Genomic DNA, 18,819 nt, shown 5'->3' with positions numbered 1-18,819 from the left:
CAGCCCCTTCCCGAGGGATCACGCGGCGTCGACGGCCGGTGTTTGCGCAAAGTACGCCATGGCCGCCAGCACCCCGCTGCCGGCCACCGGCACGCCCGCCAGCTTGAAACCCATCTCGATGCCGGTCAATGCGGCCATCAGCGTCAGGTCGTTGCAGTCGCCCAGGTGGCCGATGCGGAACATGCGGCCCCGCAGCTTGCCAAGCCCCGCCCCCAGCGAGAGGTCGAAGCGCTGGTGGATGAGGCGGCGCAGCGCGTCGGCATCGACGCCCTGCGGCGTGATGACGCCGGTCAGCACGGGCGAGTGCACGCGCGCGTCGGCGCACTGCGTCGGCAGGCCCCAGGCCTGCACGGCGGCGCGCACGCCCCGGCCCCAGCGCTGGTGGCGCGCGAAGATCACGGGCAGGCCCTGCTCCAGCACCATGTCGAGCGCCTCACTGAGGCCGTACAGCAGGTTCGTGCTCGGCGTGTAGGGCCAGTAGCCGCCCTGGTTCATCTCGATGATCTCGTCCCAGGCCCAGAAGGCCTTGGGCAGGCGCGCCGTCTTCGCCACCTCGAGCGCCTTGGGCGACACCGCGTTGAAGCTGATGCCCGGCGGCAGCATGAGGCCCTTCTGCGAGCCGCTGACGGTGACGTCCACGCCCCATTCGTCGTGCCGGTAATCGGCGCTCGCCAGGCCCGAGATGGTGTCGACCATCAGCAGCGCCGGATGGCCCGCCGCATCGATCGCGCGGCGCACCGCGGCGATGTCGGAGGTGACGCCCGTCGAGGTCTCGTTGTGCACCACGCACACGGCCTTGATGTGGTGCGAGGTGTCCTGGCGCAGGCGCTGCTCGATGAGCTCGGCCTGCACACCGTGGCGCCAGCTGCGCGGCAGGCCGGTCTCGTCGGTGCCTTCGAGCGCGAGGAACTCGGGCTCCAGGCCGAGTCGGCGCGCCATCTTCTGCCACAGCGTCGCGAAGTGGCCGGTCTCGAACATCAGCACGTGGTCGCCCGGGCTCATCACGTTGACCAGCGCCGCCTCCCAGGCGCCGGTGCCCGACGCGGGGTAGACGACGACCGGGTGCCGGGTCTGGAACACCTGCTGCAGCCCGCCGATGACCTTCTTGCCCAACGTGGCGAACTCGGGCCCGCGGTGGTCGATGGTCGGCAGGCTGATGGCCCGCAGGATGCGGTCGGGCACGGGGCTGGGGCCCGGAATCTGCAGGAAGTGGCGGCCGCTGGGGTGGTTGTCGAGCGCGATCATGGGGGTTGTCTCCGTTCTGGATGGGTTGTGGAAAGTGCTAGAGCTGCACCGACGCGTGGCCGATGCCCGGGAATTCGGCGGTGACGAGGTCGCCCTCGCCCGCTTCGAGAATGCCGACCCAGGTGCCGGTCGTGACCACGGTGCCGGCCGCGACGGTCTCGCCGTGGCGCGTGGCATGGCGCAACCACGCGGGCAGCAGCCAGGCGGGGTCGCCGAGCGAATGCGTGCCGCGGCGCACCACGCTCGCGCGCGCGCCGATGCGCACCTCGCAGGCCTGCGCGGCCCAGTCGCGGGCCACGAACGGCACCCACTCGGCGAGCACCAGCGCGCCGTGCGATTGCAGGTCGGCCAGCTTGCACAACGCAGGCGCGTCGAGGGCTTCCTGCCAGCGGGAATCGACGATCTCGATCGAGACCGTCATCGCATCGATCAGCGCGCGGGCGCTGTCCGCATCGAGCGCTGATGCCAGGGCCGCATCGACGTCGCGCCCGAGCCGCAACGCGATCTCGGCCTCGATGCCGCGGAGGTGGAACGGCCAGTCGCCGGCCGTCGCCGGGCTGCTCCACACGCCGCGCGGTGGCAGCGGCGCATGCGTCAGCACGGCATCGCGCGACGGGCCGCCGGCCTTCCAGTACCGGGGCGGCGCCGCCCCGAACCAGCCGAGCGCCTGCGCCACCTGCTGCTGCACGGCGTAGGCCTCGTCGGCCTGCGCGAGCCCTCCGGCCACGTCGGCCGCCGAGCTCGCGACGTGCGCGCCGCGCGCACGCACCAGCGCCTGCGCCACCGCGTCGATCGTTGAATGGGACATATCGGGTTCCTCCAGTGATCCCAGGAAAGAAATCAGAAGCGCGCGTGCAACGGCGCGAGCCCCTTCACTTCCGCCCGCACGGCCGTGCCCTGCGAGGCGAACAACATGCCGGTGCACGAACCGGTCGTCACGACCTGGCCGGCCCGCAGGCCCTGGCCCCGCGCCGCGCCTTCGTTGGCCAGCCACACGAGCAGCGCGCCGACATCGGGGTGCGTGTGCTCCCCGACCGTGTGGGCGACGACCTGTGCGTCGAAATGCATCACGACCTCGGTGTGCGCGAGGTCGAGCCACGCGCGTTCGAAAGGCGCGGGCTCGCCGAGCACGAGGCCGCCGTGGCACAGCAGGTCGGCCAGCAGCGCCGAGGGGCTGGCGTCGAGCCAGTCGATGAGGCGGGTCTCCGCCACCTCGATCACGGGCAGCACTTCCGCGATGGCATCAGCGACTTCGTCGCGGGTATAGGGCAACCCACGCGGCGGCAGGTCGGTGCCGAGGCGGAACGCGAGCTCGGCCTCGACGCCGCGCAGATGCCATGCCGCGCCGACCAGCGACGCGCCGCCGGGCACCAGCCCCTCGGCCGGCAGCGGCGCGCACACGGGCTCGCGGCCCGGCGCGCTCGCGCCGACCTTCCAGCCGCCGACCGCACCGAGCGCCGCCAGCGTCGCGTCCTGGATGGCGTAGGCGGCGTGCCGGTCGTGCGACGGCAGCAGCGCCGACATCACGCGCCGCCCGTCGCGCCGCGCGCGGCACAGCGCCTGCGCGGCCTCGGCCGGCGCGAGCTGCGCCGCCACGGCCTCGGCCAGCGTCACAACGCGGGGAAGCGCCGCCACGGATGGGCCTGTTCGAACGAGCGCGCGAGCGCGAGCAAGGCGTCGTCCGCGCCTTCGCGCGCCACGAGCTGCACGCCGACCGGCAGCGGCCCCGCAAAGCCGCACGGCAGCGCGATGGCGGGCAGGCCCGCGGCGTTCGCGAAGCCGGCGAACACCGCGTGGCCGCGCGGGCCGACCTCGCGCCCGTCGATGCGCGTGGGATGCGTCTCGCCGGCGGGCCAGGGCAGCGCGGCGGCGGCGGGCGTGAGCAGGAAGTCGTAGCGGTCGAACAGCTGCGCCAGCATGTTGCGCAGCCGCTCGGCTTCGTACAGCAGCTCGAACAGCTCGCTCGCGCTGGCCTTGCGGCCGTTCTCGGCGTTCGCCTGCATCGCGGGGCCGAACAGCGACGCGTCGAAAGGCCGGCTCGACAGCTCCTGCGGATGCGCCACCAGCCAGGCCAGCCCGACCTGCGCCAGCAGCGGCCAGCGCTGGTTGACCGCCTCAGCGATGCCGAAGTCCTGCGCTGTCGTCACCTCGTGGCCGAGTTCGGCCATGTGGCGCGCGGCGGCTTCGGTGAGCGCCGCGATCTGCGGATCGACCGGGTGATCGCCGAAGCGCGGAATGAAGAGAATGCGCGCGCGTTGCGGGCCCGCGCCCTCCTCCACCGGCCGGTCGCCGATCACCTGCATTACCGCCGCCACGTCGGCCACGCTGCGCGCGATCGGGCCCGCGACCTCGAAGCCCAGGAAGATCGGCGGCAGCCCGTCGCCGCGCGGCACGCGAGCGCGCGAGGGCTTGAAGCCGACGAGGTTGGTGTGCGAGGCCGGCCGTCGGATGGAGCCGCCGCCGTCGGTGCCCAGTGCAATGGGACACCCGCCCGCGGCCACCAGCGCCACCGCGCCGCCCGACGAGCCGCCGGGCGTGAGCGCCGGGTCCCACGGGTTGCCGGTGGGGCCGAACACCGGGTTGTCGGTGTAGCCCTGCATCGTGAACTCGGGCACGTTGGTCTTGCCGAAGATCACGGCGCCGGCCTCGCGCAGCCTGGCCACCGGCAGCTCGTCGCGCGTGGCGACCACGCCGACCAGCGCGCGGCTGCCCCAGTGCGTCGGCAGGCCGCGCACCTGCAGGTTGTCCTTGATGGTGACGGGCACGCCGTCGAGCGCGCCCAACGCCCGGCCGCTGCGCCAGCGCGCGGTGCTTTGCTCGGCGGCGTGCGCGGCGCCTTCGCTGTCGAGCGTGATGAGCGCGTTCAGCCGCGGGTTGACCTCGGCGCTGCGCTGCAGGCAGGCATGCAGCGCGTCGGTCGGGGTGAACGACGCATCGCGAAAACCTGCGGCGAGCTCGGTCGCGGTGAGTTGCCAGAGCGATGGCATACCGGGCTACTTGAGACCGACCACCGGGCCGACGACCTGCTTCCAGGTGGCCGAGCACTTGTCGTAGGACTTGTCGCAGAGTTCGCTCCAGATCGGCAGCGACACCGTGGTCAGCGCGTCGCGGATCATCTGCTGGTCGCCCGGCTTCACCGGCACGTCCTTCATCGCGAACTTCTTGACGGTCTTGCACGGCTCCTTGCCGACATTGCAGCGCGAGGCGTCGTCAAACAGTTCCTTCGAGTAGCCCCACACCTCGGTCTCGAACTTGCGGAAGGCCTCGGTGAGCTTCACTTTCTGGTCGGCGCTCAGTGCGTTCCACTTCTGCAGGTTGATCGCGTACGCATTGAGCGCGATCTGGAAGCCGATCGGCATGAAGTGCGTGGTGACCTCGGGCCAGCCCGCCGAGTTGGCCGAGCTCGGGCCAGTGATGGCGCAGTCGGTCACGCCGCGCTCCAGCGCCTGCTGCGTCTCGCCGAAGGGAATGGTCACCGGGATGCCGCCGAGCTTCTCGATGAACTTGGCGAGCGACTGGTCGTACACGCGCACCTTCTTGCCCTTCAGGTCCGCCAGCCCGCCGATCGCCACCTTGCAGAACACGACCTGCGGACCGAAGGGATAGATGCCCAGCAGCTTGCCGCCGTGGCGCTCCTGCAGCCGCTTGTCGAAGGCCTCGCGGTAGGCATCGACCACCTTGCGTGCCACCTCGTAGTCGGTCGACAGGCCCACGATGTCGGGCCCGAGGAAGAAGGGCTCGTCGCGCGACACCTGCGCCAGGCGCAGGGTGACGATGTCGAACAGGCCCGACTTCAGCACGCGCAGGCCGTCGGCGTCTTTCACGCCCAGCACGTCCATCGGCTTGTAATCGGCGTCGATCGGCAGGCCCGTGTTCTTCGCAAAATTTTCGAAGAAGGGTTGCTCCTTGGTCTGCTGGATCAGCCCGGTGGCCACCAGGTTGCCGGCCACGCGCAGGCGGGCGTTGTCCGCCTGCGCCGGCAGTGCCAGCGCCAGGGTGGCCGCGATCAGCGGGAGAACGAATTTCAGTTGCATGCCTGACTCCTTGAAAGGTTGAAAGGTGGTTCGAGAGCGGGAGGAAAAAGTGCCGTCACTTGCCGAACAGCAGGTTCGGCAGGTAGGTCGCGATCCAGGGGTTGTGGATCAGGATCGCGGTCATCACGACCATGGCGACGAAGAAGGGCAAGGTGCCCTGGAACACGTCGTTGATCGAGCCTTCGCCGCGCACGCCCTGGATCACGTACAGCGTCATGCCGATCGGCGGGCTGATCAGCGAGATCTCGCACATCAGCACCATGAAGACGCCGAAGAACACGGGGTCGATGCCTGCGGCCTGCACGATGGGGAACACCACCGGCAGCGTGCCGACCAGCATCGGCATCGTCTCCAGCGCGATGCCGAGCACCAGGTACAGCGCCGCCAGCATCCACAGCAGCATGATGGGCGACACGTCGGCCGACTTGATGAGGCTGGCCAGCGCCTGCGGCACACCCAGCATCGAGAGCACGAAGTTCAGGTAAAGCGCTGCCACCAGGATCAGCGCCGTCATCGCGGTGAGCCGCATGGTCGAGCGGAAGCACTCGTGCAGCATCGAAACGTTCAGCTTGCGGTAGCCCGCCGCGATGGGCAGGCAGACGATCACGCCCAGCGCCGCGCTTTCTGTGACGGTGGCCCAGCCCGTGTAGATGCCGCCCATCACCACCGCGAACACGGCCAGCGGGCCCAGCAGGTGCACCGAGTGGCGCAGCTTCTCCGCGAGTGCGGTGCGGCCTTCGCGAACGCCCGCCACCGACGGCCGCCACACGCAGATCGCCAGGATCGTGAGCAGGAACAGCACCGTCATGATCGCGCCGGGCAGGATGCCGGCCATGTACAGCCGCGCCGCCGAGGTGTTGGTCATCGAGCCGTAGATGATGAAAGCCACCCCGGGCGGAATCAGGTTGCCCAGGCTGGCGCCGGCGGCGATGGTGCCCAGCACCATGCGCTGGTCGTAGTTGCGGTTCTTGAAGGCGGGCAGCGCAACCGTCGAGATGGTGGCCGCGGTGGCCACCGACGAGCCCGACACCGCGGAGAACAGCGCCGATGCACCGATGTTGGTGTGCAGCAGCCCGCCCGGCATGCGGTTGAGCCACTGGCCCAGTGACTGGTACATCTTGTCGGTGGCACCGCCGCGCATCAGGATCTCGCCCAGCAGGATGTACAGCGGGATCGACAGCAGCAGGTAGTCTTCGCCGGCCGCCCAGAGCTGCTCGCCGACGGCGTTGATGGCGGGCATGCCGAAGTGGATCAGCGACCCGAGCAGGCCGACGACCAGCATCGTGGTCGCGACATGGAAGCCCAGGAACATCAGGCCCAGCATGATGGCCAGGCCGGCCAGGATTTCGAGCGGCCCGATCACGAGGCGACTCCGGTGGCGTTGGCCACGTTGGCGGCGGCATGTTCGGCCGGCGGCTGCGCCGGACTCTTGATCTGGACCTCGGTCTCGGCCTCGATCTCTTCCTCGAGCGTCTGCGGACCGAAGCGCTCGTTGAGCTCGCCCGTGCGGCGCCGCACGAACAGGCGCAGCGCATCGAAGGCCGCCCAGGCCGCGACCAGCGCGAACATCAGGTAGCCGCCGAGCCAGATCGATTGCGGAATCCACATCGGCGTGGCGAGCGGCGTGGCGGCCGTGCTTTGCAGTTCGATGCTCTCGACCACGACGTTGTAGCCGCGCCAGAGGCACAGAACCGCCAGCAGTGCGAGGCTCACCATCGCGAGCATGTTGAGCAGCGCGCGCGTGCCGACCGAGAAGCGCGACAGCAGGAAGTCGACCCGCGTGTGGCTGCGCGTGATCAGCGTGTAGGCGAAGCCGAAGGCGCCGACGATGCCGTAGGTGTACGAGCCGATCTCGTCGATGCCCTGCAGGCTGAACGAGAACACCTTGCGGCCGAGCATTTCGACGCAGGTCATGACGGACAGCGCGATCAGCCACCAGCCGCAGGCGATCACGGTCCAGTCGCAAACCCGCGTCAGCGTTCGGCTGATGCCGTGCTGTGGAAGCAATGTTTTCATGGTTTTGTGCAAGGAGGTGCGGTTGAAGGGCAAGCCATTGGAGCGCGCGCCGCACGCGCGCAGCGGACTATCCCGCTGCGCGGGACAGTCGGAAAAACGGCTTAGGAATCAAGCACTTGGCGCGCTGCGCCAGTGGAATGCGCGCGCCTCAGCGGGCGCGCCCGCCGTAGGCGGCGGTGATCTCGTCGGCGGCGGCGCGCACGGTGGCGCCCAGGTGCGGGAAGTCGGTGCTCTTGATGCGCTGCGTCGGGCCGACCAGCGAGATCGCCCCGAAGGGCTGGCCATGCTCGTCGCGGATGGCCGCGGCAATGCAGCGCAGGCCGACGGCGTTCTGCTCGTCGTCGATCGCATGGCCCGCGCGGCGCACTTCGCCCAGCGTCTCGTGCAGCCGCGAGGCGCGCGCGATCGTGTTGTTGGTGAGCTTGGGCAGGCCGTAGGTGCGCAGGTACTGCAGCACGTCGTCTTCCGACATCGCCGCCAGAATCGCCTGCCCCATCGCGGTGCCATGCAGCGGCGCACGAAAGCCCGGCTTGCCGATGGCGCGCATGAGTTCGCGGCTCTCGACCTGCGTGACGAACACGATGTCGCCCAGGTCGGCAATGCCCAGGTTGATGCTCTCGCCCGTGCTGTCGCGCAGCCGGCGCATCACCGGCAGCGCCAGGTGCGCGATGCGGCGGCGGCGCCCGAAGGCCGCGCCCACCGAGAAGCAGCGCACACCCACGTACCAGAGATTCGTCTCGCGATCGAACTGCACGAAGCGCCGCTGCTCGAGCGTGGTGAGCAGCCGGTGCGCGGTGGACGACGACAGGCCCGTGTGCGCCGCGATGTCGACCAGCCGGAAGCCCTCGTCGTCCTCGGCCAGGAGTTCGAGCAGCTGCATGGCGCGCGTGAGCGACTGCACGGTGCTGTCGTTGTCGCGGTCGATGCGGGTGACCTTGGGGGCCTTGGCGGAGGTGCGCGGCGAGCTGGCTGTCATGGCGTGCCTTGTGCAAATTGCGTGCCATCCGGCCTGCCCGTCCGGCTCGCGATCTGGCCGCCGATGGTCTGCGACAAACGATCTGTCAACCACGGTGTTTGCACCAATGTCGACATTTCTTGATACAGCGATCACCCGATGCGCCCCGCAGGCGTGCATCACGCTCGCCCCCGCGGTGCGCCCGCGCGCGCGGCGGTGCCCTACCATCGCGGGCATCTTCTTCCTGCCCGCACCGGTCACACGGATGCCATGATGCCCAGCGATCTCCCGCGTTTCTTCGGCTTCGGCGCTTCGCGCGCCACCCCACGCGGTGTGATCAGCCTGCTGAACCGCTACCAGCGCGCGCTGCTGTACGTGGGCGGCGCAGTGACCTCGCTCGTGCTGCTGGCCGCCACCGGCGTGATGCTCTCTTCGCAGGTGCGCGACTACGTGGCCGAGCGGCAGGCCGAGTTCAATGCGCGCAAGGCGCTGCTGCACCTCGAACTCTTCGTGCGCCAGGGCTCGGCGCGGATCAACATCTTTCACGAGGAAGGCGCCTGGGAACGGCGCGCGCGCGCGCCGCAGTCGCTGGTCGACGCCTTTGCCGCGCACGAGGGCCGGCTGGTGCTGCCCAGCAACAAGGACTTCCCGCCGATGCTGCTGCTGGGCGACCTCTCGGCGCAGCGCCCGGCCGACAGCTTCGCGCAGTACCTCGGGCTGGCCGAAGAGGTCGGCTACCGCTCGGCGGCCTACACGAAGACGCTGACGCTGCACTCCAGCTACTTCTACGCGCCCGACCTGCGCTTCCTGGCCGTGGTGCCGGCCCCCGCCGCGGCCGACCTGTTCGAACGCCACGGCGCGCGCACCACCGAAGACCTGCTCCAGCGCATCGCACCGCCCGAGCTCGGCGACCTGAGCGACCCGGCCGTCGTTGCCCGCCTGCGCGACAGCGGCACGGCCGTGTGGCTGCCGCCGGCCGTGAGCCCCTTCACCGGCGAGGCGGTGCTGCGGCTGGCGCAGCCCGGCTTCCACGACGGCAAGCCCTTCGTCGTGCTGGTGAACGACTACCCGCTGGACATCGTCACCGCGCACCTGTCGAACGAGCGCCACGACGAGGCCTCGATGTTCGTGGACCCGTCGGGCCGGGTGATCGCCGAGACGCACGGCCCCAGTGGCACCGAGGGCCTGCAGGCGCGCGCGCTGCAGCTCTCGCAGCCATCGCTGGCCGCGAACGGCGCCACGCTGCAATACCGCGATGGCCTCTTCACGCTGCGCGCTCCGATCGCCGACGCCAACTGGACCTACCTCTACGCCTTTTCGTGGCGCACCATCGCGTCCGAGCTGGGCCTGCGGCTGGCGCTCTATGCGGGCGCCATGCTGCTGCTCATCGCCTTCGTCTGGGCCGCGCTGCTCCTGCTCGACCGCAAGGTGTTCCGGCCCGGCTATGCGCGCTCCCAGCGCATCGTGGAAAGCGAGAACCTCAACCGCACCATGGTCGCGACCACGCCCTCGGGCCTGGCGCTGTTGCGCTACCCCTCGGGCGAGGTGCTGCTGCAGAACCAGGTGATGCAGGCCTGCACCGACAACGCGCGCCCCGAAGATCCGCCGCTGCCGCAGCGCCTGCTGCGCCTGTACGACGACGCGCCCGGCGCTCCCGAATGGCTGCCCGACCTGGAGCTGCCCGTGACGCTGGCCAGCGGCGAGGTCACCGAGCTGCTCGTGAGCGTGGTGCGCACCAAGTACCAGGGCAGCGACGTGCTGCTGTGCAACTTCTCCGACATCACGACGCGCAAGAACGCCGAGCGTGCACTCGAAAGCGCGCGCGAGGCCGCGCACCAGGCCAACCATGCGAAGTCGGCCTTCCTGGCCATGATGAGCCACGAGATCCGCACGCCGCTCAACGCGATCATGGGCAACCTCGAGCTGCTGCAGCGCTCGCCGCTGTCGGCCGCGCAGAACGAGCGGCTCGGCGCCGTGACGTCGTCGTCGACCGCGCTGCTGGGCATCATCAACGACATCCTCGACTTCTCGAAGATCGAGTCGGACCAGATGCGCCTGGAGTCGATCCGCTTCGACCTCGCGGACACGGCGCGGCAGGTGATCGCGGTCTTCACGCCGCTGGCGCAGGCCAAGCGCCTGGCGCTCGATTGCGTGATCGACGACGCCCTCGCCCCGCACCACCTCGGCGACCCGACGCGCATCCGCCAGCTACTCATGAACCTGCTGAGCAACGCCATCAAGTTCACCGACACCGGCGACGTGCTGCTCGAGGTCTACCTGAAGGACGACGCCGACCCCGCCTCGCCGGTGGTGATCGGCGTGAGCGACACCGGCATCGGCATGACGGCGGCGCAGCAGAAGGCGCTGTTCGAGCCCTTCACGCAGGCCGACAGCAGCATCGCCCGCCGCTTCGGCGGCACCGGCCTGGGGCTGGCGCTGTGCCGCCGGCTGGCCGGGCTCATGGGCGGCGACATCCAGGTGGTGAGTTCGCCGGGCAAGGGCAGCACCTTCCTCGTCACGCTGCCGCTGCCGGCCGCGCCCGCCCTGCCCCCGCGCGCGCCCGCACCGCCGGCGGCCGGCGCCGACACGGCCGCACCGGCGGCGCACATCCTCGTGGTGGACGACCATCCGGCCAACCGCGAGCTGGTGAAGATGCAGCTCGAGGCGCTGGGCTACACCTCCGACCAGGCCTCGGGCGGCCTGCAGGCGCTCGACCTGTTCGCCCGGCGGCGGCACGACCTCATCATCACCGACATCAACATGCCGGGCATGGACGGCTACACGCTGGCACGCGCACTGCGCGCGCAGGGCTCGCGCGTGCCCATCGTGGCGCTCACGGCCGACGTCGCGGTGCGCGAACGCGAGCGCTGCGAATCGGCGGGCATCGACACCGCGCTGATCAAGCCCATCCTGCTCGACACGCTCGAACGCACGGTGCGCCAGCTGACCCTGCGCGACCCCGATGCCGCGCCGTCGGCCGGCGCCCGGCGGCAGGACATCGCCCAGGGCACCCTGCCCGCATCGGTGCACCAGCCGCTCGCGCAGTCGCTGGCCGACACCGCGGCGGTCATCCGCGCAGCGCTGGACGCCGGCGACACCGCCGCGCTCGGCGCCGGTCTGCACTCGCTGCGCGGCGCCTTCGCGCTGATCCACGAAGCCGGGCTCGCCGCCGACTGCGTCGCCATGGAAATGCAGCTGCGCGACGCCGACCTGCCCGCGCTGGCGCAGGCCTTCGAACGCTTCGAGCCGGCGGCGCGCGCCGCGCTCGCACGCCGGGCGCCCGAGGGCGCGGCCGCGGCCTGAAGCCGCCCGGGTCCGAACCCGTTTTCGGACCCGATCTGATCCGGAAAAGGTGCGGGTCCTAGCCCCGGGCACCCCGCGTCTTACAAATTAGGACGGGTCCTATGCATTGGCGGCCCGCTATCGGATCAGGCCGCTTAACGCAGGACCGACGCCCTCCTAAAGTCCAGTCATCCCCTGCTGGCACCGCCCGAGGCACCCGCCACCGGCCCCTTTTTCAGACGTCCCCGACGCCGGGAGCCGGGAGTTCGACAGCAGCCCTCCTTGTTCAACAGGTCCGCCATGAAGCCATTCAATCTCCGCGTCCTGATCGCGGACGACCATCCCGCCGTTCGCATCGGCATCGAGAGCACGCTGCGCGAAAGCCAGGCGGTCACCGTCGTGGGCGCCGCGCGCGACTCCACCGAGATGATGGAGATGCTCAAGCAGCACGACTGCCAGATCCTGGTGTCCGACTACGCCATGCCCGGCGGCCTGCACGGCGACGGCATCGCGCTGTTCGCGCTGGTGCGCCAGCGCTACCCGCGGCTGAAGATCGTGGTGATGACCATGCTGGACAACCCCGGCATCATCCATTCGCTGCTGGACATCGGCGTGCCCTGCATCCTGAACAAGGCCGACTCGGTGAGCCACCTGCTGCCGGCCGTGCATGCGGCCTACGCGAGCGGACGCTACCTGTCGCCCAGCATGGCGGAGATCGCCGCGCGCACCGCGCCGCACCGCACCGACACCCAGCCGCACGCCATGCTCTCCAAGCGCGAGCTCGAGGTGGTGCGCATGTTCGTGTCGGGCCTCACGGTGACGGAAATTGCCGAGCGGCTGCACCGCAGCAAGAAGACCATCAGCACGCAGAAGGGCTCGGCCATGGCCAAGCTCGGCATCCTGCGCGACATGGACCTCGTGCGCTACGGCATGGAGACTGGGCTCATGAGCACGTCGGCGGCTCCCCCGCCGCCACCGCCGGGCCTGCCGGCGTTGCCCTGGCCCTGAGGCCACACGCGGGTCAGCCTTGCGGCGCGCCCGTCACCGTGGCCGTCAGGCCGTTTTCGAGCGCATAGCGCAGCAGGTCGACATCGCGCTCGATGCCCAGCTTTTCCATCGCCTTGGTCTTTTGCGTGCTGATGGTCTTCTTGCTGCGATGCAGCTGCTCGGCGATCTCGTTGATCGTGAGCCCCGACGCATACAGCCGCACCACCTCCGACTCACGCTGGCTCAGCACGCCCGCGGCGTTGCGGCTGCGCACCTCCCAGTCGATGGAGCGCACCACCGCGTCCATGGTCGGCGAGTAGTACGTGCCGCCGGTGCGGGCGGCGTGGATGGCGGGAATGAGGTGCGCCACCGCATCCGATTTGCTCACGATGCAGCGGATGCCGCTGGACACCAGCGAGTGCAGCACCGCCGGGTTGTCGAGCATGGTCATCACCACGATCTGCGTGTCGGGAAAGCGCCGCTTCACCAGCTTGAACAGCGGCACGCCGTCGCCGAACTCGCCGGCCGGCATCGCGTAGTCGGACACCAGCACGTCGCAGGGCGTGCTCTCGAGCAGCGCCATGAGCCCGGTCGAGTTGGCCGCCTCGCCCACCAGCGTGAGGGTCTCGACCGACGCCAGCTCGTGCCGGACCCCGGCCAGCATGCCGGGATGGTCGTCGGCCAGAACGACGCGGATTTCGAAGCGGTCCATTGCCATTGTTTTTTCCCTTTTGCTTGCCGGCGTGGCCGGCGGACGAGGGTCCGGGCGCTGCGCCGGGGCATCTTACCCGCCGGTCTTGCGCGGGCGGGGCCGCGGCGCGCAGGTGAACGGCTCAGGCGGTTTCGGTGGGAGGCGCCGCGGCAGCGGGCTGCGAAGCGCGCGCGCCCGAGGCCGACAGCATGTCGCCCGGGAAGGCCTGCGCGATGGCCTGGAGTGCTGCATGCGCGGCTTTCTTTCCGGCGTCGTCCGAGGTCCGGTAGGCGCGCAGCAGCGACACCTCCTCGCGGCTCACCGACAGGTCTTCGGTGCAGGTGGGCATGCCGGTCACGACGTACAGCACGTCGATGCCGATGACGGCCATGGTGGCCAGGTAGGCCGCGTCGGGGTGGCGCGCGCCTTTTTCGAAAGCCTCCTGCACGGACGCATCGACGCCGCCGAGCACCGCGAAGGCGGCGGCGCTCAGACCGAGCCTGGTGCGCTCCATGGACAGGCGGTGTCCGATCATCCGCATGAGCGCGCTCCCCATGAAGGGTCGAGGCCCCATCCGCCTGCGATCTTGATCAAGGCCAAATGCGACCGCCTGCTCAAAAGAAATTGTCGTTCCGGGCCGTGGCCGATGGCTTTTTTGCCAGCACCAAAGCGCCGAACAACGCGCTTCGCCGCGTGCAGCCGGTTGCCTGCATTCGCTTGCCACGCAGGAATTCCCACAATTTCTTGATCCACAAGATATTCATCATCGATGACCTCTAAAAAATATTCAATCCAGCGCCCTTGCACAGGTACCAGAGAGGCGACAAAGGTAATTTTTCAATCCTATGTTTTCAGCCTAAAAAATCCAATCGGACCCGTCTGAAAATCGCTCCCGCGGTGCTTGCCTATTGGCAGTTCATCGTGAAGGTCGCGCGGCCATTGGCGCTGCCGCTCTTCACTGTCGATTTGCAAGGCAGCCTTGCCGACCCAGCGATCTGTTCGCAGGGGATCTACTCCACCCGAATAGATGATTTATTTTTCATCGACACCTATGACTGCAAAATACAGATGGAAATTTCAGAAGCCCTCGCTCATCGGCTCAGCCGAATCCTGAAAAATAAAGGCCTGCATAGGACCAGTCCTATAAACGGAAGCACTCCTGGAATTCACGAAAATCCACGCGCAATTCGCCCTACCATTCCAGTCGATTGTTTTTAATTCGCGTCTTTTTCGCCATTTTTTCGCCATGTCTCCGCCCGCCTTCCCCGCCAGCGCCCCCCCTGCCCCGACGCCTGCCCGGCAGGCGCAGGAGCTGGACCTGCTGCGCCGCTACCAGCACGCCCTGCTCTATGGCGGCGGCGCGCTGCTGTCGCTGCTCATCGTGCTGGCTGCGGGCCTCGTGCTGTACAACACCGCCGCCAATGCGCTCGCGAACCTGCGCACCACGCTGGCCGCGCACAGCGCGCAGATGCAGCTCGATATCGAGGAAAAGCAGGCGGCGATGCGCCGCGGCGTGGTGAATGCCGAGCTGCTCTGGAACAGCCAGACGCCGCCGGCCGCCGGCACGCTGGAGGCCTTCGTGCGCGACGGAGGCCAGGTGGTCCTGCAGGCCGGGGCGCAGCTGACACCCGCCATCGCAGCCGTCGACCCCGCCGGCACCCCTGACCTGCACGAGTTCGCGCCCTACCTGGGCATGCTCGAGATGCAGGCCTACAGCGTCACCGCCGTCGCGCAGCTGCGCAATTCGCCGCTGGGCGCCTACGCCTACACCCCCGACCACCGCCTGCTCACGCTGATGCCCGCGCCCGAAGGCGGCCTGCAGGGCGCGCTGGCCCGCACCGGCCTGCCGGACACCGCCGCGCTCATCGCGCGCCTGAGCTACGACATCGGCGATCTCGCCGGCGACCCCGCCCTCGCCGCGCAGTGGCGCACGCAGCGGCGCGTGGCCTGGCAGCCGCCGGCGCCCGACCTGCTGGCACCGGGGGCATCGCCCTTCAAGCTGGTGCAGCCCGGCTTCGACATGCAGGGTCGTCCTTTCATGGTGTTCGTGAGCAACCTGCCGTCCAGCGTGCTGCACAACCGCCTGCGCCACACGCCGCCAGACACGGCCGCTCTGCTGGTCGACGCGCAGGGTCGGGCGCTGCTCTCGGCCGACCGCACGGGCGACGCCATCGACGGCGGCGCGCTGATGGCCACCGCGCTGGCCCACAGCCTGCGCCAAGCCAGCCCCGCGCTGCCGCGCGAAACCTACCGCGCAGGCGTGTTCAGCCTCTCGACGCCGCTGGCCGGCACCGGCTGGTCGCTGGTGTACGCCTACTCGTGGCGCACGGTCTTCGCCACGCTGAAGCCGCAGCTGCTGCGCTACGGCGGCGCCACGCTGGTGGTGCTGGGCACGCTCTGGGGCCTGCTGCTGCTCTTCAGGCGCAAGCTGCTGGAGCCCGCCTACCGTCGCTCGCAGCGGGTGTTCGAGAGCGAGCAGCTCAACCGCGCGATCATCGCGACCTCGTCGTTCGGCGTCTGCCTGATCGCGCTCGACGACGAGCGCGTGCTGCTGCAGAACACCCTGATGGAACACTACGCCGCGGCCACCGCGCCGCCCGAACCGCTGCACCGCCAGATGGCCGCGCTCTACCGCGAACGCGCCCAGGGCGGCACGCTGCATGACGCCGGCATGCCGCTGGCCCTGAAGAACGGCCAGGCCTGCGAGCTGCTGCTGCAATGCACGCGCACGCGCTACCAGGGCGCGGACGCCCTGCTGTGCAGCTTCTCCGACACCACCGAACGCAACGAACTCGACAAGAAGCGCGAAGAAGCCCGCGAGGCGGCCGAGGCGGCCAACCGCGCCAAGTCGGTGTTCATCGCCACCATGAGCCACGAGATCCGCACGCCGCTGAATGCGGTGCTGGGCAACCTCGAGCTGCTCGGCCAGGGCGCGCCGCCCGAGGTGCAGGCCCGGCGCCTGCAGTCGGTGCGCCAGGCCTCGCGCACCCTGCTCGAGATCGTCAACAACATCCTCGACCTGTCGAAGATGGAATCGGGTCACCTCAAGCTCGAGGCCACGCGCGTGGCGCTGCCCGAGATCGTGCAGGCTTGCGCGCAGATGTTCGAGCCCTCGGCACACGCCAAGGGACTGCGGCTGGACTGCGTCGTGCACCCGGGCCTGGCCGCCGGCTACCAAGGCGACCCGACGCGCATCCGCCAGATCATCGTGAACCTGCTGAGCAACGCGATCAAGTTCACGGCTTCGGGCGCAGTGACGCTGGAGGTCGGGCCGCTGTCGCCGGGGCAGGCCTCGCCGGTGTCGATCCGCGTGACCGACACCGGCATGGGCGTGCCGCCCGAGCAGATTCCGCACCTGTTCGACATCTACATGCAGGCTTCGGCCTCGACCGCGCGCGAGTTCGGCGGCTCAGGGCTGGGGCTGTCGATCTGCCAGCGGCTGGCGCGCAAGATGGGCGGCACGATCGCAGTAAGCAGCCAGCTCGGTGCGGGCTCGTGCTTCGCGGTGACCTTGCCGCTGGTGGCGCTGGCGCCCGAAGTTGTCGCGCCATCAGACACCGGTGCTGCCAGCGCGGCCCCGCCCATGCGTCCCGTGCGCCTGCTGGTGGTGGACGACCATCCGGCCAACCGCGCGCTCATCAGCGACCAGCTCGACGCGCTTGGCGTCGCCGCCGACGTGGCGCCCGACGGCGAGGCCGCGCTGGCCCTGTTCGCCGCGCAGCGCTACGACCTCGTGCTGACCGACCTGAACATGCCCGGCATGGACGGCTACACGCTGGCCCGGCGGCTGCGCGAGCGCAGCCCGTCGATCCCGCTCGTCGCCATCACGGCGCACCTGGAGCAGGAGGGCTACCAGCAATGCTCGCTGGCGGGTTTCGCGGGGGTGCTGCTCAAGCCGGTGCTGTTGCCGGCGCTGGAGCAGGCGATCCTCAAGACGCTGGGCGCGGCCGCGCCGCCATTGGTGGCCAGCACCCCGGTCGCGCCCGCGCAAGCGCCACTCGACGCGCGCCTGCACGACGCGATGGTCTCGTCGCTGGCGTCTTCCGCGCAGCAGGTCCGCGAGGCCCTGGCGACCGGCGACCGGCGCGCGATCGGCGACGAGTTGCATGCGGTGCGCGGTGCCTTCGCCATGATCGGCGAGCCGGCCATTGCCGCGATGTGCGGCCGGCTCAGCGTCCTGGTGAAGCAGGAAGCGATGGCGGTGATCGCCCCCGATTGGACGGAACTGCAGGCAGCCGCCGAAGCGGTGCTGGCACGGCGCGCCGCTTGAGCGCGCCTCAACCCGCGTCGGGGTTGTGCGGCGCCTGCGGGCGCCCCGCCGCATAGCGCAGCAGCGCCGCGTACTGCACGAAGGCCGGCTCGGCCATCGGCGCGGCGTGCTGCGCGCCCTGCGTGAAGTGGCACCCGAGGCTGCGGGCCAACGCGAGGTCGCGCTCGCCGTCGACGCCCTTCACGAGCAGCGTCGCATGCTGTTCGCGCGCCATGGCGATCACGCTCGCCAGGATGTGGCGGGCATGCGGGTTCTCGCGCGCTTGCGCGAGCTGGCGCGCGTCGACCTGGAGCTCGCTGAACGGCACCTTGAACCAGCGGCTCAGGGTCGAGTCGCCCTGGCCGAAACGGTCGATGGCGCAGTGGAACCCGCGCAGCCGCAGGTGCGCGACCGCACCGGCCAGCACCTCGTTGCAGCGCGCACCGCCGTCTTCGGCGATCTCCAGCACGAGCTGGTCGGCGGCGATGCCGGCGCGTTCGGCCTGTTCGGCCACGCCCTGTGCCCAGGACACCGAGGCGGCCACCGACGCGGGCACGCGCACGCCCAGGCGCAGGCCGTGGTCCTTGTGCATGTAGCCGAGCAGTTCGAAAGCGCACTCGAGCATGCGTTGCACCAGCGCGTCGTGCAGGCCGGCCTGCGCGATGGCGGGCAGGAAGTTGGCCGCGGGCAGCCAGGTGTCGTCGGGCCGGTACCAGCCCGGCTGCAGTTCGGCGCCGCGCAGCACGCCCGTGCGCGCGCAGTGTCGGGGCTGGAAGTGGGCGGCAATCTGGCATGTGGCCAACGCCTCGCGCAGGGCCGATTCCGTGAAGGCCGGTGCGTCGTTCGCAGGTGGGGCGCTCCCGCGCCGCAGCCCGGCCCGGTGGCGCCGTTCGCGCGCCATGGCCTGCGCCGCCGACGCCATCGTGACCATGGTGCGCGGCTTGGCGATGGCCGAGAGCACGCGCGCGCCGCGGGCCCGGGCATAGTCTTGCGCGGCCTGCAGGATGCGCGGCGGCTGCGCGCTCATGAGCACCAGCGCGGCGGGGCTGCCGGCCTCGACCACCGCGTCGATCATCTGCAGGCCCGTGACTTCGGGCGTGTCGATGTCCACCACCAGCAGGTCGTGGCGCCGGTGCTGTACCGCCTCGACAAAGCCATGGCCGCTGCGCGTCACGTCCACGCGGGGAATGCCGGCGTAGCGCATGAAGGTGGCCAGCGCGAAGCCGGTGCGTTCGACCTGGTCGATCACGAGTGCGTTTCTGATCATGGCGAGCCTTGGCGGGGGAAGAGGATGTTCTGCATCTTCCCGGGGGCGGCAAGAATCCCCCATCGGCCCAGTCCGAAACTCGCGGCCGATTCC

Annotated in this window: 16 protein-coding genes; 4 read left to right on the top strand and 12 right to left on the bottom strand. The window is 69.9% G+C overall.

The window, feature by feature from the left end; genetic code table 11:
* Positions 1-18: 18 nt before the first annotated feature.
* The 8 genes from AC57B8_RS24690 to AC57B8_RS24655 all read right to left on the bottom strand — a co-directional run bounded on the left by AC57B8_RS24690 (position 19) and on the right by AC57B8_RS24655 (position 8,271).
* A complete protein-coding gene (locus tag AC57B8_RS24690; protein WP_496481045.1) occupies positions 19-1,245 on the bottom strand; it encodes a pyridoxal-phosphate-dependent aminotransferase family protein in 1,227 nt (408 codons plus the stop codon).
* A gap of 37 nt (positions 1,246-1,282) precedes the next feature.
* Entirely contained in the window at positions 1,283-2,053 is a 771-nt protein-coding gene (locus AC57B8_RS24685; protein WP_496481044.1) for a fumarylacetoacetate hydrolase family protein, read from the bottom strand.
* A gap of 32 nt (positions 2,054-2,085) precedes the next feature.
* A complete protein-coding gene (locus tag AC57B8_RS24680; RefSeq protein ID WP_496481043.1) occupies positions 2,086-2,880 on the bottom strand; it encodes a 2-keto-4-pentenoate hydratase in 795 nt (264 codons plus the stop codon).
* Entirely contained in the window at positions 2,856-4,232 is a 1,377-nt protein-coding gene (locus AC57B8_RS24675) for an amidase (protein ID WP_496481042.1), read from the bottom strand. Before AC57B8_RS24675 ends, AC57B8_RS24680 begins: the two co-directional genes overlap by 25 nt.
* Before the next feature lie 6 nt (positions 4,233-4,238).
* Entirely contained in the window at positions 4,239-5,279 is a 1,041-nt protein-coding gene (locus AC57B8_RS24670) for a TRAP transporter substrate-binding protein (RefSeq protein WP_496481041.1), read from the bottom strand.
* Positions 5,280-5,334: 55 nt separating this feature from the next.
* Positions 5,335-6,642, bottom strand: coding sequence for a TRAP transporter large permease (locus AC57B8_RS24665; RefSeq protein ID WP_095745403.1), 1,308 nt, complete (start codon positions 6,640-6,642; stop codon positions 5,335-5,337).
* Positions 6,639-7,295, bottom strand: coding sequence for a TRAP transporter small permease subunit (locus AC57B8_RS24660; RefSeq protein ID WP_496481040.1), 657 nt, complete (start codon positions 7,293-7,295; stop codon positions 6,639-6,641). The genes AC57B8_RS24665 and AC57B8_RS24660 overlap by 4 nt, the downstream gene beginning before the upstream one ends.
* Positions 7,296-7,443: 148 nt before the next feature.
* The gene (locus AC57B8_RS24655) at positions 7,444-8,271 is read right to left on the bottom strand and encodes an IclR family transcriptional regulator (protein WP_159271724.1); all 828 of its coding nucleotides are present in this window, start codon (positions 8,269-8,271) and stop codon (positions 7,444-7,446) included.
* 252 nt (positions 8,272-8,523) lie between these two features.
* Here AC57B8_RS24655 and AC57B8_RS24650 point away from each other — a divergent pair, with 252 nt between their 5' ends.
* The gene (locus AC57B8_RS24650) at positions 8,524-11,553 is read left to right on the top strand and encodes an ATP-binding protein (protein WP_496481039.1); all 3,030 of its coding nucleotides are present in this window, start codon (positions 8,524-8,526) and stop codon (positions 11,551-11,553) included.
* A 279-nt stretch (positions 11,554-11,832) separates the two neighbouring features.
* Positions 11,833-12,540: a response regulator gene (locus AC57B8_RS24645; RefSeq protein ID WP_062470253.1), complete on the top strand. Its 708-nt coding sequence runs from the start codon at positions 11,833-11,835 to the stop codon at positions 12,538-12,540.
* A 13-nt stretch (positions 12,541-12,553) separates the two neighbouring features.
* On the opposite strand, the gene AC57B8_RS24640 is transcribed toward AC57B8_RS24645, so the two are convergent.
* The 3 genes from AC57B8_RS24640 to AC57B8_RS24630 form a co-directional block, all read right to left on the bottom strand.
* Positions 12,554-13,231, bottom strand: a complete 678-nt coding sequence (locus AC57B8_RS24640) for a LuxR C-terminal-related transcriptional regulator (RefSeq protein ID WP_496481038.1) — start codon at positions 13,229-13,231, stop codon at positions 12,554-12,556.
* A gap of 121 nt (positions 13,232-13,352) precedes the next feature.
* Positions 13,353-13,751 carry a helix-turn-helix domain-containing protein gene (locus AC57B8_RS24635; RefSeq protein ID WP_495262537.1) on the bottom strand — a complete coding sequence of 133 codons (399 nt, stop codon included), beginning with the start codon at positions 13,749-13,751 and terminating at the stop codon, positions 13,353-13,355.
* Between the two features lie 73 nt (positions 13,752-13,824).
* On the bottom strand, positions 13,825-13,977 hold the full coding sequence (locus tag AC57B8_RS24630) for a hypothetical protein (protein WP_496481037.1): 153 nt from the start codon (positions 13,975-13,977) through the stop codon (positions 13,825-13,827).
* A gap of 130 nt (positions 13,978-14,107) precedes the next feature.
* Here AC57B8_RS24630 and AC57B8_RS24625 point away from each other — a divergent pair, with 130 nt between their 5' ends.
* Positions 14,108-14,428, top strand: coding sequence for a hypothetical protein (locus tag AC57B8_RS24625; protein WP_496481036.1), 321 nt, complete (start codon positions 14,108-14,110; stop codon positions 14,426-14,428).
* 28 nt (positions 14,429-14,456) lie between these two features.
* Positions 14,457-17,480 (top strand): ATP-binding protein, encoded by a 3,024-nt coding sequence (locus AC57B8_RS24620; RefSeq protein WP_496481035.1) that lies wholly within the window; start codon positions 14,457-14,459, stop codon positions 17,478-17,480.
* Between the two features lie 7 nt (positions 17,481-17,487).
* Here AC57B8_RS24620 and AC57B8_RS24615 read toward each other — a convergent pair whose 3' ends face one another.
* The gene (locus AC57B8_RS24615; protein ID WP_496481034.1) at positions 17,488-18,726 is read right to left on the bottom strand and encodes an EAL domain-containing response regulator; all 1,239 of its coding nucleotides are present in this window, start codon (positions 18,724-18,726) and stop codon (positions 17,488-17,490) included.
* Between the last annotated feature and the right edge of the window lie 93 nt (positions 18,727-18,819).

This window comes from Variovorax sp. BGA-UO-ETr-C22, assembly GCF_059567965.1.
Note: the sequence above shows the minus strand (reverse complement) of the source record. Positions and strands in the feature narration are given on the sequence as shown.

Bases quoted from the DNA above. Each gene is read 5' to 3' on its own strand.
- AC57B8_RS24645 (WP_062470253.1), top strand. From the start codon at position 11,833: ATGAAGCCATTCAATCTCCGCGTCCTGATCGCGGACGACCATCCCGCC.
- AC57B8_RS24660 (WP_496481040.1), bottom strand. From the start codon at position 7,295: ATGAAAACATTGCTTCCACAGCACGGCATCAGCCGAACGCTGACGCGG.
- AC57B8_RS24650 (WP_496481039.1), top strand. From the start codon at position 8,524: ATGCCCAGCGATCTCCCGCGTTTCTTCGGCTTCGGCGCTTCGCGCGCC.
- AC57B8_RS24670 (WP_496481041.1), bottom strand. From the start codon at position 5,279: ATGCAACTGAAATTCGTTCTCCCGCTGATCGCGGCCACCCTGGCGCTG.
- AC57B8_RS24675 (WP_496481042.1), bottom strand. From the start codon at position 4,232: ATGCCATCGCTCTGGCAACTCACCGCGACCGAGCTCGCCGCAGGTTTT.
- AC57B8_RS24620 (WP_496481035.1), top strand. From the start codon at position 14,457: ATGTCTCCGCCCGCCTTCCCCGCCAGCGCCCCCCCTGCCCCGACGCCT.
- AC57B8_RS24635 (WP_495262537.1), bottom strand. From the start codon at position 13,751: ATGCGGATGATCGGACACCGCCTGTCCATGGAGCGCACCAGGCTCGGT.
- AC57B8_RS24690 (WP_496481045.1), bottom strand. From the start codon at position 1,245: ATGATCGCGCTCGACAACCACCCCAGCGGCCGCCACTTCCTGCAGATT.
- AC57B8_RS24640 (WP_496481038.1), bottom strand. From the start codon at position 13,231: ATGGACCGCTTCGAAATCCGCGTCGTTCTGGCCGACGACCATCCCGGC.
- AC57B8_RS24615 (WP_496481034.1), bottom strand. From the start codon at position 18,726: ATGATCAGAAACGCACTCGTGATCGACCAGGTCGAACGCACCGGCTTC.
- AC57B8_RS24685 (WP_496481044.1), bottom strand. From the start codon at position 2,053: ATGTCCCATTCAACGATCGACGCGGTGGCGCAGGCGCTGGTGCGTGCG.
- AC57B8_RS24655 (WP_159271724.1), bottom strand. From the start codon at position 8,271: ATGACAGCCAGCTCGCCGCGCACCTCCGCCAAGGCCCCCAAGGTCACC.
- AC57B8_RS24630 (WP_496481037.1), bottom strand. From the start codon at position 13,977: ATGATGAATATCTTGTGGATCAAGAAATTGTGGGAATTCCTGCGTGGC.